General features: G+C 55.1%; 10 protein-coding genes. All 10 read left to right on the top strand.

Annotated elements, in window-relative coordinates:
* The first annotated feature begins 284 nt into the window (after positions 1 to 284).
* Positions 285 to 1,184 (top strand): helix-turn-helix domain-containing protein, encoded by a 900-nt coding sequence (locus C9411_RS02745; protein WP_063990225.1) that lies wholly within the window; start codon positions 285 to 287, stop codon positions 1,182 to 1,184.
* 180 nt (positions 1,185 to 1,364) lie between these two features.
* The gene (locus tag C9411_RS02740) at positions 1,365 to 2,327 is read left to right on the top strand and encodes an NAD(P)-dependent oxidoreductase (RefSeq protein ID WP_063990224.1); all 963 of its coding nucleotides are present in this window, start codon (positions 1,365 to 1,367) and stop codon (positions 2,325 to 2,327) included.
* 174 nt (positions 2,328 to 2,501) lie between these two features.
* On the top strand, positions 2,502 to 3,551 hold the full coding sequence (wecA, locus tag C9411_RS02735; protein ID WP_063990223.1) for a UDP-N-acetylglucosamine--undecaprenyl-phosphate N-acetylglucosaminephosphotransferase: 1,050 nt from the start codon (positions 2,502 to 2,504) through the stop codon (positions 3,549 to 3,551).
* Between the two features lie 45 nt (positions 3,552 to 3,596).
* The gene (locus tag C9411_RS02730) at positions 3,597 to 4,730 is read left to right on the top strand and encodes a polysaccharide export protein (RefSeq protein ID WP_107226360.1); all 1,134 of its coding nucleotides are present in this window, start codon (positions 3,597 to 3,599) and stop codon (positions 4,728 to 4,730) included.
* Between the two features lie 27 nt (positions 4,731 to 4,757).
* On the top strand, positions 4,758 to 6,938 hold the full coding sequence (locus tag C9411_RS02725) for a polysaccharide biosynthesis tyrosine autokinase (RefSeq protein ID WP_063990221.1): 2,181 nt from the start codon (positions 4,758 to 4,760) through the stop codon (positions 6,936 to 6,938).
* Positions 6,939 to 6,942: 4 nt separating this feature from the next.
* Positions 6,943 to 8,241 (top strand): flippase, encoded by a 1,299-nt coding sequence (locus C9411_RS02720; protein ID WP_107226359.1) that lies wholly within the window; start codon positions 6,943 to 6,945, stop codon positions 8,239 to 8,241.
* A complete protein-coding gene (locus C9411_RS02715; protein ID WP_063990219.1) occupies positions 8,222 to 9,070 on the top strand; it encodes an ATP-grasp fold amidoligase family protein in 849 nt (282 codons plus the stop codon). The genes C9411_RS02720 and C9411_RS02715 overlap by 20 nt, the downstream gene beginning before the upstream one ends.
* 6 nt (positions 9,071 to 9,076) lie before the next feature.
* Positions 9,077 to 10,231 (top strand): hypothetical protein, encoded by a 1,155-nt coding sequence (locus tag C9411_RS02710; protein ID WP_107226358.1) that lies wholly within the window; start codon positions 9,077 to 9,079, stop codon positions 10,229 to 10,231.
* Positions 10,232 to 10,234: 3 nt separating this feature from the next.
* A complete protein-coding gene (locus C9411_RS02705) occupies positions 10,235 to 11,140 on the top strand; it encodes a glycosyltransferase family A protein (protein WP_063990217.1) in 906 nt (301 codons plus the stop codon).
* A 1-nt stretch (position 11,141) separates the two neighbouring features.
* Positions 11,142 to 12,197, top strand: a complete 1,056-nt coding sequence (locus tag C9411_RS02700; RefSeq protein ID WP_063990216.1) for a glycosyltransferase family 4 protein — start codon at positions 11,142 to 11,144, stop codon at positions 12,195 to 12,197.
* The last annotated feature ends 1 nt before the right edge of the window (position 12,198 follow it).

Genomic DNA, 12,198 nt, shown 5'->3' with positions numbered 1-12,198 from the left:
AACAATTGAACGATGCCGCTAATTTTTTCTTTTTAAATCAATGAGGTGGTCATTTGAGCTTTACGGTAGCCATGAAAGAAATCCATGTTGCCAACAGGGAAAAAGAGTCATTTGGATAAACGGAACATCCTTAATAAGGCCTAATGTAAAAAATGAAATCAGAAAATTTTTATAAAGGCCAATATCCGATGAATGCAACCTGTTGAGTTTACATTTAATTTCTTGAACATTTTTTGATATTTCTATACAAAGTGTGCAGGACAGGCACGCTAAGGAAATTAAAAGTGAATCTTGATAAAAGAATAAAGATTAGGAATCTCGATGTTCTGACTCCTGCCGGGGAGAAATTTCGTCTGCGTTGGAAGGAGTATCAAATTCTTTCGCTGCTTGTCGCCAGATCACCAGAACTGGTTACCCGAACGGAAATTATAGAAAATATCTGGAAAGGAACTTACTGCTCAGATTCAACGATAAATCAAACAATTAAATCTATTCGCCAAAAAATTAGCGACACGGAACATACGCTTATCAGAACCATTCCTCGCTTGGGTTACAAGGTGGAAAATCAAGCGGCTTTTCACTTTATATCCGAGGATGAAGACTACGCTGATGATGATATATTAAATGGCGGTGAAGATATTAGCGTTGATATTCAAGCGGAACTTTCTGAAAGTGAAAGTGAGTCTTCTGAAACAAACGATGAAAAAATAGATAAGCCGCGTAAATCGACGCTGGTTGCTGCGCCTGTTGCTACGCTAGAGTCATCCCATGAACCCACTCGTGAAAAAAAGCCGACGACGGTGCGTCGCTTTTTCAGCATGCCCGCCAGTCGCGTAGTGAAATACCTGACGGTATTCGCTTCATTGCTGGTTATTTCACATTTTTCATATGTGCTCGGCAACCAAACTCGTCCGCCAGTGATCAATGACATTCAGAACAACACGCGCGTGGTGTTGACGCTGACGCTGAATAATCCTCATACCAACAGCCCGCAAACCCTGTTCTGCCTGTACCAGGGCGAGAGCATGGAGCAGGCGACCATCGAATGTGTCGACCCTAAGCAAGGGCAGCTTAAATTGCCGGTAAAATATGAGACCTCTTCGACGCCGGGCAAAGGTCGGATTAATCTCATATTGCCGAATAAAACCTTGCAATATCAAGTTGCTTACGATGTTAAAAATTAGTGCTGAATGAGGTTTTATCTTTAGCGATAATTTTACATTTGATGAAATCTTTTATTTCATTATTTGTTATTTGAAAGCCAGGTTCGATTTGTCCAGTCTGGAACTCATTACCTAACGCATATTAGCGTCCTGTTTCCATCGCGGTGACAGGAATAATGAGAACCTGCTGAGTGACAAATTATGGATAAGCGTAAAGTAGCTATTATCGGGGGTTCCGGTTTTATCGGAACACGCCTGGCGAAACGTCTCAGTGCGCGCGATGATCTGACGTTGGTCATCGTGGATAAGCAACCCAGCGCACATTTTCCGGCGCTCTATCAGTATGGCGACGTGACGCAACCCCAGACCTTGCAAGAACCGCTGGCGGGCTGCGACGCCATCATTAATCTGGCGGCGGAGCATCAGGACAACGTCGATCCCATTTCGCTCTATTACCAGGTCAATGTCGAAGGCGCACGCCATGTCTGCATGACCGCCTCCGCATTGAATATCCACCAAGTCATTTTCACGTCGTCGGTTGCCGTTTATGGGTTCGTCAAGCAGGAAACCGGCGAAGAAGGACGTTTCGAGCCTTTCAACCATTACGGCAAGTCCAAGCTCGAGGCGGAATACGTCTATGAAGCCTGGCGCAAGGCCGACGCCGAAAATAAATTGACCATCATCCGCCCGACGGTGGTGTTCGGCGAAGGCAACCGTGGCAACGTGTATAACCTGTTCCGCCAGATCGCCAGCGGACGTTTCGTGATGATTGGCAGCGGAAATAATATGAAGTCGATGGCTTACGTTGAAAATATTGCCGCGCGCCTGGAACATGCGTTGGATCAACAGTCAAGTTATCAGGTCAGCAACTACGTCGATAAACCGGACTTTACGATGAATCAACTGGTCGACGTTATTTCCTCTTCATTGGGGAGGGAAAATAAGACGATTCGCATTCCCTATGCCGTAGGCATATGCGGTGCAACCGCATTGGATGTCGTGAGTAAAATAAGTCGCAAGAAATTCCCAATCAGTCGCGTCAGGGTGCAGAAATTCTGCGCCAGAACGCAATTTAAAAGTAATGTGCAAAATAATTTCGTGGCGCCGGTTGACCTTGATTCGGCAATCGAAAGAACCATTAAACATGAGTTTTCTGATAGATAACTTAACCGCACGCTGACGTTATTTAATTATTTCCGCCGACAAGCGGATAAGTCTGTATTTTTCAGGATTAATTCATGCTGACTTATATCCTGGCAGGATCAATTTTGTTTTTGTTAATAGCGCATTGGGAGCTGTAACTCAAGGGCGGTAGCGTGCTTATTCGCTGGAGGAACGATGTTATATCAACTGAGCGTGATATTTGTACTGGCGGTCGCGTGGGTCCTTATTGCCCGCCGGGCCGCCTTGACGGTGGGATTAGTGGATAAGCCCAATGCGCGCAAGCAACATCTGGGACATATTCCGCTGGTCGGCGGCATCGCCGTGTACCTGACGCTGATGCTGATGACGCTGTGGCAACCCGCCTGGCTGCCCGACAGCACCGTCTATCTGCTGTGCATCACGGCGCTGGTGGTGTTGGGCGTGCTGGATGACCGCTTTGATCTGCCCGTGGCGCCGCGCGTCATGGTGCAGGGAGGGATCGCGCTGGCGATGATGCTGGCGGCAGGGATGCAGCTTTCCTCATTGGGCTATGTTTGGGGGCATCAGGAAGTGATGCTCGGTTATGGCGCGTTGTTACTCACGCCGCTGGCGGTATGGGGAGCGATCAACGCCTACAACATGGTGGATGGCATCGACGGGCAACTGGGCGCCTTGTCCTGCGTTACCTTCGTCGCGTTGGCCATCGTGTTCGGGTTGGGCGGCCGGGAAGACCTGGCGCTGTGGTGTCTGGGCATGATCGTCGCGCTGGCGGCTTATCTGCTGTTCAACCTGAGCCTGTTCGGCGCGCGTAACAAGATCTTTATGGGCGACGCCGGCAGCATGGTGATCGGCTTCAGCGTGCTGTGGCTGGTGTTGCTGGCGACGCAGGGGCAGCAGGCGGTAATGCGCCCGGTCACCGCGCTGTGGCTGATCGCCATTCCGCTGATGGACATGGTGACCGTGATGGTGCGCCGCCTGTTGCGCCGCCAAAGCCCCTTCAAAGCGGGCCGCGATCATTTGCACCATATTCTGATGCGTCGCGGGCTCAATGCGCGTCAGGCACTGGCGATGAGCACCATGCTGGCGGTAACGCTGGCCTGCATCGGCATTTGCAGTGAAGTGTTGCAGCTGCGGGAAAGCCAGATGCTGGTGGCCTTTTTGTTCTGTTTTTGCGGTTATTTCGTCATGTTGCGCGAACCGCGTCAGGCGACGGTGTTCAGCGATAATCCGACCGTCGGCCGTTAATCCCCCCACGGGCTGCGGCGGCAGCCCGTTTATCACGGTACTTCCATGAATTTTCATTTGCCTCTTTTGATGCCGTTGGCCTTCACCTCCGCGCTGTTGAGCGGGTGTACGGTGGTCCCCGGCTCACATTTACCGACCAGCGGAAAAGCCATCGTCGTGCAGCAGGACGACGACTTCGATTTGAATGACCAGGTACAGGTCTACCGTATGTCGCCGATGCTGCTGCAGAAAATGCGGCGCGTAGAACCGGTCGCCCGACCGAATCCGGCGCTGGATCAGCGGTTGCAGAGCTATCAATACCGCATCGGCGTCGGCGACGTGTTGAATGTCACCGTCTGGGACCACCCCGAGTTGACCACGCCGGCCGGCCAGTACCGCAGCGCCAGCGACACCGGTAACTGGGTGCATGCGGATGGCACGATCTTCTATCCCTATATCGGGCGAGTGGCGGTGGTGGGCAAGACCGTCACCGAAGTGCGCAGCCTGATCGCCGGCCGTCTCGCGCAGTACGTGGAAAGCCCGCAGGTGGACGTCAGCATCGCCGCTTTCCGTTCGCAGAAGGCTTACGTGACCGGCGAAGTGAAAACCTCCGGCCAGCAGGCGATCACCAACGTGCCGTTGACCATTCTGGACGCGATCAACGCCGCCGGCGGCCTGACGGACAATGCCGACTGGCGCAACGTGGTGCTGACCCATCAGGGCAAAGAGCGGGCTATCTCGCTGCAGGCGCTGATGCAGCGCGGCGACATCAGCCAGAACGCGCTGCTGCAGCCGGGCGACATCCTCTACATCCCGCGCAATGACGAACTGAAAGTGTTCGTGATGGGCGAGGTGGGCAAGCAAGCGACGCTGAAGATGGATCGCAGCGGCATGACCCTGACCGAAGCCCTCGGATCGTCCGAAGGGATCAGCCAGACGGTGGCGGATGCGACCGGGGTGTTCGTGATCCGGCCGAGCGGCGGTAAAACGCCGCAGCGGCTGGCGACGCTGTATCAGTTCGATCTCTCCGACGCCAGCGCGCTGGCGATGGGCGCAGAATTTCAACTGCAGCCGTACGACGTCGTGTACGTCACTGCGGCGCCGGTCGCGCGCTGGAACCGTTTGATCGGTCAGCTGGTGCCGACCATCAGCAGTTTTAACGATCTCAGCGAGGCGACCTTGCGCGTGCGCAATTGGTAACTCCGCAGGGTGAATAAGGAACAGAAGATGAAAAACAATGCGCTGTCCGTGATGGTGGCCGAACAAGATGAAAAGCTGGAGTGGGAGCGTCTGATCGGGCCGCTGTGGGATAACCGTTGGCGGATCGCCGTCGTGACCGGTTTGGCCGGCGTGCTGGGCGTCGCCTATGCCCTGTTGGCGACCCCGGTGTATCAAGCCACGGCGGTGGTGCAGGTGGAGAAGCAGCTGTCTGGCGAGTCGCTGCTGCGTGAAACGCTGGACAGCTCGATGGGGCAAAATTCGGCGACGCAGGATGAGGTGACGCTGGCCAAGTCACGCTACGTGCTCGGCAAAACGGTGGACGCCCTCGGCTTGACGGTGCGCGTCAGCCCGGACTATTTCCCGGTCTTCGGCAAAGGCTTTGCCCGGCTGAGCGGCGAAAAGCCGCCAGTGCTGGACATCACTACGCTGACGACGCCGCCGGAAATGGAGGGCGAAGCGCTGACGCTGACGGTGCACGAGGGGCAGCATTACGAATTGAGCCATGACGGCGACAAACTGTTCAGCGGCGTGGTCGGGCAGCCGGTGGCACAAGGCGGATGGAACATGGCCGTCTCGGCGCTGGACGCGGCGCCTGGCGCCAGCTTTACCGTGGTCAAAGTCGCGCGTCAAGAAGCGGTGGACGATCTGCGTAAATACCTGGATGTGACACCGGGTGGCAAGGACAGCGGCATCATAACCTTTACGCTGCCGAGCGAAGATCCGCAGCGCGCCGAGGCGGTGCTGAAAAGCATCACCGACAACTACCTGCAGCAGAATGTGGATCGCAAAACGGAAGAGGCGCAGCGCATGCTGGCGTTCTTGCAAGAGCAGTTGCCGCAAACGCAAACCGCGTTGAATAACGCCGAAACCCAACTCAATCAGTTCCGCCAGCAAAACGACTCGGTAGATCTGTCGCTTGAAGCCAAATCGGTGCTGGATACCCAAGTGCAGCTCGAAGCCCAGCTCAACGAGCTGACCTTCAAGGAAGCGGAAATCTCCAAACTCTACACCCGCGCGCACCCGGCCTACCGGGCGCTGCTGGAAAAGCGCGCCACGCTGGAGGTGGAAAAGGCGCGTCTGGGTAAACAGGTGCAGACGCTGCCGAAAATGCAGCAGGAGATCCTGCGCCTTACCCGCGACGTGCAGGTGGATCAGCAGGTTTACATGCAGCTGATGAATAAGCAGCAGGAGCTGAGCATCAGCAAGGCCGGCACGGTAGGCAATGTGCGCATCATCGACGAGGCGGAAACCGCTATCAGGCCGATTAAGCCGCAAAAGGGGTTGATCGTGCTGTTGGCGCTGTTGCTGGGCGCGGCGGGCGCCGCCTCGGTGGTGCTGCTGCGCGCGGCTTTCCATCGCGGCATCAATGATATCGATACCCTGGAGAAGCGGGGCATCAACGTTTACGCCACCGTGCCGCTGTCGCCGTGGCAGGTGAAGCGCAACCGCGAGCAGCGTCATTTGCTGCCCAAATCCGGCGGCCGGCGTTTGCCGATCCTGGCGGTGGCCGAACCGACGGATCTGTCGGTGGAAGCGATCCGCAGCCTGCGCACCAGCCTGCATTTCGCCATGATGGAGGCCAAAAACAACATTCTGATGGTCTCCGGTGCCAGCCCGGAAAGCGGCAAGAGCTTTACCAGCACCAACCTGGCGGTGGTGGTGGCACAGGCCGGGCAGCGGGTGCTGTTGATCGACGCCGATATGCGCAAAGGTTTCCTGCACCGCTGGCTGGCGGATGATGGGCATCAGGGCCTGTCCGATCTGCTGGTGGGCAACGTGATGACGGAACAGGCGGTGCGGAAAACCGCCATCGCCAATCTGGACTTCGTGCCGCGCGGCCAGGTGCCGCCGAACCCGTCCGAACTGCTGATGCACCGCCGTTTCGCCGATTTTCTGCGCTGGGCCGGGCAAAACTACGATCTGGTGCTGATCGATACGCCGCCGATTCTGGCGGTGACGGACGCGGCGATCGTCGGCAACCACGCGGGCACCTCGCTGCTGGTGGTGCGTTTTGAGGTCAATACCGTCAAGCAGATCGAAACCAGCATGCGCCGTTTCGAACAGAATGGGGTGACGATCAAGGGCGTGATCCTCAACGGCATGGTGAAGAAGGCGGCAACCGACATGAGCTACTACAACTTCGCCTATCCAAGCCACCGGGAAGATCGCCCGCAGGCAGGGGAATAAGCGGGTGAAGGCCATTATCACCAATGCCCTGTGGCTGATGCTCGAACGCGTTTCGCTCAGCCTGTCCGGCATCTTCGTCTCCATTTACGTTGCGCGCTATCTGGGGCCCGCGCAGTTTGGCACGCTCAACTATCTGTTGGCGACGATCGCCATCGTGGTGCCACTGGTGCAGTTGGGCGCCGACAGCATCATTTTCAACCGCGTCGCCCGCCGACAGCCGAGCGGCATTCGCCTGATGCTGGCGTCAATACGCCTGCGTCGTCGGCTGTTCCTGGTGGTGGCACTGCCGATACTGATATGGAGCTATTTCAGCCAATCGCCCGCCAGCCAACTGATGACGCTGTTGCTGCTTATCAGCGCCTATTTCTCGATTCAGGACGTGTACAAAATTTATTACGATGCCCGCCTGCAGTCGAAACGCAATACGCTGATCAACAACCTGGCGCTGCTGCTGTCGATCGGGCTACGGCTGGCGCTGGTGAGCGCCGCGCTGCCGCTGGTGTGGTTCGCGGTACCCTACATCCTCAGCAGCGCCGTACCTTACCTGGCGCGCCTCTGGTTATTCCGTGGGGAAGCTGCGGCCTCGCCGCGGGTTACGCCGCGCCAGGCCGGGCGCTACGGCCGTTATTTGCTCAAGGTGGGCCTGCCGTTGGCCATCTCCAGCCTGTCGATAGTGATCTATACCCGCATCGATCAAATCATGCTGGGCAATCTGATCGGCGAGCAGGCGGTAGGCTGGTTCAGTGCCGCCACCACCCTCAGCCAAGGCTGGGTTTTCGTGCCGATGGCGCTGATCACTTCGTTGATGCCGGGCATTGCCAGCTGTCGCGATCCGTTGGAGCAGGAGTACCGTATCCGGGTGCTTTATCTGGTGGTTCTGGGCCTGTCGTTGCCGGTGTTGCTGGGCCTGTGGTGGTTTGCCCACCCGGCCATTGCGCTGCTGTACGGTGCCGCTTTCCAACCGGCCGCCAGCATCCTGGCTATTTGTACGTTGACCTCGCTGTTCTCGGTCATGGGGACGGTTTCGTACCGCAGCATCGTGCTGTTCGCCGGCTATCGCTTTATCGCCATCAAGATGCCGTTGGTGGCTGTGGCGAACGTGGTGATGAATCTGCTGCTGATCCCGCGCTACGGCCTGATCGGTGCGGCGGTATCTACGCTGCTGGCGGAATTCATTTCGTTCTTCGTGCTGAACAGTTTATTCCGTGGCGGAAAAATTACCCGACTGCAGCTGACCTGTTTTTACTGCTTGCCGCGTCTTGTCAGCAAATTAAGGAGAGAGCATGTTAAACATCCTGGTTAAAAACATTTCCAAGCGCCTGCCCGATGCCTGGCACCATCAGGTTAAATACGCGCTCTATTTCAAGAAGCTGCCGCACCTGTCAAAACCGACCGGCTTCAGCGAAAAGATCATGCGCCGCAAAATTTATCCGCGCAGCATCTACACCACCTTGTCGGACAAGTTCAAAGTCCGTGAATTTATCGCCGGTCTGTGGGGCGAGGAGTATCTGGTGGAGCTGTATGCGCATGGCACTGAACTCAGTTACGAGATGTTCAGGCAATTGCCCAATGCCTTTGTGCTGAAGGCCAACCACGGCAGCGGTTATAACCGGTTGGTATTCGACAAGCGGCAGGTTAGCTACGCGGAGTTGTACGATCTCAGCAACGCGTGGATGCGCAGCAACTTTTACGAGCAGAGTCGCGAAAAGCATTATCTGGATATCGAACCCTGCATCATGGTGGAGCGCATGTTGCTGGATGGCGAACAGGTGCCGAATGATATCAAGTTTCATTGTTTCAACGACAATCATGAAATTCGTATGTTCATCCAGGTGGATTACCAGCGTTTCGGCACCCATCGGCGCGATATTTTTGATATCGACTGGAACCGCACTGAAATCCGTATCAGCTTGCCGAATGCCGACGAACCGATGCCGCGCCCTACGCGGCTGGATGAAATGATACGTTTGGCTCGCCAGACCGCGCAGCAGTTCTCTTATGTCCGTGTGGATTTCTACCAGGTCGGCGAGAAGGTGTATTTCGGTGAGCTGACGTTTACGCCTGGCGCGGGGTTAAGCAAGCTGAAGCCGAAAAACATTGAGCAGGAATGGGGCAGTTATTTTACTGAGTAAACGCTTATGCTAAGAGTCGCCTCCAATTTTCAAATGCATGCCAATGCGGGTTATCATCAGTCTCGAGATTTAGTCAATCAATCAATCGTATTGACCTTCTTGCTGATGTTTTTCGTGAAAACGTTCCTGACCTCGGGATCGTTCAACAGCGAGCTGATTAATAAAGCCGTGCTGGGGCTTAATGGCCTGATGTTGCTCTATGTCGGCTATGCATTTTTTATCGCTACGCTGGCGGAAAAAGCGGTTGCGGGTTTTTTGGTTCTGCTGTTTCTTCTTAATATTGCCACCGGGCATGGTGATTATCTGTTTGGTGCGGTATTCAGCACGGCGGTGATAATTTTATTTCGTCGCATCGAAATGGGGCGTGGTGCTGAAATGTTTGCCATCGCCTTTGTGGTGGCAGGGTTGCTGGTGGTTATTCCTTATATCTTTTATACCGAGGGGTTTGTTTACCTTGATGAACGTTACGGTAACCGATTAACGCTGGGGTTCGATAATCCGAATACCCTGGCGTATTATTCTTTTGCCCTGTTCGCCACACTGCTGTGCCTGATCGACCATGCGAAATTAACGCGTGGAATGAAAAATATCGCTTCGTTGGCAGTATCGGCGATCATTCTCCCGGTGCTGATGTATTCCTATTCACGCACCTGTTTTATGCTGGCGTTGTTGATGTTGCTGCTGTTTTGGCTGGCGCCGCTGCTGCGTGTCGCGCCCAACAGAAAAGTCTGCATCGTGCTGACGTTGGTCATTGTCGGCTTTCAATTCGCCAGCGTTATACGCTGGGGGAGTAATCCGGCGCTGGACGTCCTCTTGAACCAGGCGTTGACCGGGCGGATCTGGTTCTCCTGGCAGATGTTTCAGGCGGTGGGGCTACCCAATCCGCTGTTCGGCATGAATATAGAGCCTTATAAGCCAGTCGATTTCTTCTTCATCGCCATGTTTTATTCGGCCGGTGGCATCGCTTCTGTCGTCATGCTTTTTTGTTATTTTCACTTGTTGGGCAATATGCGCAGGCTGAGTCGATTCATGCGCTGGGTGGTGGTTGTTTTCCTGCTGACAACCTTTACGGAAACCTATTTTTTGGTCCCGGTATTTAACGTGTCATTATTGTTGCTTTGCCGTGGAAAAGAAATGATAAATTCTAATTTGGAGGGTTAAGAAATGGATTTCTCGATCGTGATCCCTATTTATAATAGTGCGCGCTACCTGCCGAAAACGCTGAAGCGGATTTTCAACGCTTGCCAAGGGTTCGACTATCAGGTGATTTTGGTTGATGATTGCTCTGACGAGGATGACATCAAATATATTCGCCAGATAGCGGCAACTAATAGCAACGTGATGCTGCATGAGAAAAAACAGAAGAGCAATGCGGCGGTATCGCGCAACTTAGGTACCAAGTTAGCGCAATCGGAGATCGTGTTTTTTCTCGATTCGGATGATTATTTCACGACCAACTATATTATTCGCCGCATGAAGAAGCATGAAGATCGCCATATTGATATTATCTTCGGCAACTATGCAGAGGTGAGCGGCGATTCGGTACGCGACTTCAACTTCCACTACAAATCCGGTTCTTCCGGCGAGGATTTTCTTTTTCTGGAAATGGGCGATATTCGGTCATCCACCATCAGCATGCGTAAAAAAAGCGATCGACGCTTTTTATTTCCCGAGTTTCTCAACAAGCATCAGGATTGGGGCTTTCTGGTCAACGCCACCAATTTGGGCGCGCAAGTGGCGCATGACGCCGGCGGCGGGGTGTTTCTCGACGTGGGGCGCTACGGACGCATGACGGCGAAGCTTAATCTGGAGGCCAGCGACCGCTTTATCAATACCTTCCTCAGCCCCAGCGATCGCCATATCAGCGGATTCGCCTGCAAGCACCTGCTGGCCTCGCTGTATTCGGAAAATGCCCAGGCGTTCAATTATTACTCGTCGCGCATCGTGCGGCACAGCCTGAGCGGCAAGTTCAAGGTGATCAAATGGTATGGCGATTGTCTGGCGCGACTGGGGTTGTTCTCGGTTGGCGGCCGGCTGCTGCGCAATGTGCGCCAGGGATTCAGGAGATGATATGCAACCACGCAAGGTAATCATCGTTATCGAAAATATGGCGGGCAAGGGCGGCACTGAACGGGTCGCCAGCGGTTTGGCCAATGCGCTGGCGCATCTGCCGGGTTACGAGGTGGCGGTATTTTCGCTGTTTGGCGAGCGGAGTTTCTTTCCGCTGGCGAGCGACGTCCGGCTGCGCTGCGGCGGCGGCGATTCGCTGTTCTGGCCATGGCGGTTGGCGTTGGCGCTGCGGCGTGAACGCGCGGACGTGATCATTACCGTTTCCATGGGGAAACTGTCGGTGGTGATGACGCCTTTTCTGCGTTTGTTCTGTGCCCGCAGCCGGCTGCTGTTGAGTGAGCACGTCAGCTTTCACCAGTATCCGCGCGTATTTAAGTGGTTGAAGTTGCTGGTTTACCGGCTGGGCGATCGCGTGATTTTCCTGACGCGGCAAGATAGCGACGCCATCGCTCGCTGGGTGGGGGCCGGGAAGTGTCGGGTGATCGAGAACGTTTCGCCGTTCGGCGCGCAGGCGCCGACGCCGGCGCTGCAGAAAAAGGTGGCGCTGGCGGTGGGGCGATTGAGCAATCAGAAAGGCTTCGATCGTCTGATCGCGTTGTGGCGAGGCGTGGTGGCGCAGGTGCCGGATTGGCGACTGCTGATTATTGGCGACGGTCCGGAGCGCGACGCATTGCAGCGACAGATTGAAGATGCCGGGTTGGAGCGGCAGGTGAGCCTGCTGCCGGCCACCGCCGACGTGGCGGCCTATTATCGCCAGGCCAGCCTGTATCTGATGACTTCTCGCTATGAGGGACTGCCGATGGTGCTGATCGAAGCCATGAGTTTTGGCCTGCCGCTGGTGGCCTACGACTGCAAGACTGGCCCGGCCGAGTTGATAGACGATGGCGTCAACGGCTATCTGGTGCCCGATGACGACGCCGCCGCCTTCAGCGAAGGGGTGATCAAACTGATGCTCGATCCGGGTTTGCGTGAGCACTTTTCTATCGCCGCGTTAGAAAAGTCTCGTCGTTTTTCTCCCGAACGTATTTATCCCCAGTGGCAACAGCTCACCGAGTGAG

This window comes from Serratia sp. Nf2, from assembly GCF_003028435.1.
In the GTDB taxonomy this organism is placed as follows: domain Bacteria; phylum Pseudomonadota; class Gammaproteobacteria; order Enterobacterales; family Enterobacteriaceae; genus Serratia; species Serratia marcescens_L.
Note: the sequence above shows the minus strand (reverse complement) of the source record. Positions and strands in the feature narration are given on the sequence as shown.

Excerpts from the sequence above, each read along its gene's own strand:
- C9411_RS02740 (WP_063990224.1), top strand. The coding sequence starts at position 1,365 with ATGGATAAGCGTAAAGTAGCTATTATCGGGGGTTCCGGTTTTATCGGA.
- C9411_RS02710 (WP_107226358.1), top strand. The coding sequence starts at position 9,077 with ATGCTAAGAGTCGCCTCCAATTTTCAAATGCATGCCAATGCGGGTTAT.
- C9411_RS02715 (WP_063990219.1), top strand. The coding sequence starts at position 8,222 with ATGTTAAACATCCTGGTTAAAAACATTTCCAAGCGCCTGCCCGATGCC.
- C9411_RS02700 (WP_063990216.1), top strand. The coding sequence starts at position 11,142 with ATGCAACCACGCAAGGTAATCATCGTTATCGAAAATATGGCGGGCAAG.
- C9411_RS02725 (WP_063990221.1), top strand. The coding sequence starts at position 4,758 with ATGAAAAACAATGCGCTGTCCGTGATGGTGGCCGAACAAGATGAAAAG.
- C9411_RS02730 (WP_107226360.1), top strand. The coding sequence starts at position 3,597 with ATGAATTTTCATTTGCCTCTTTTGATGCCGTTGGCCTTCACCTCCGCG.
- wecA (WP_063990223.1), top strand. The coding sequence starts at position 2,502 with ATGTTATATCAACTGAGCGTGATATTTGTACTGGCGGTCGCGTGGGTC.
- C9411_RS02705 (WP_063990217.1), top strand. The coding sequence starts at position 10,235 with ATGGATTTCTCGATCGTGATCCCTATTTATAATAGTGCGCGCTACCTG.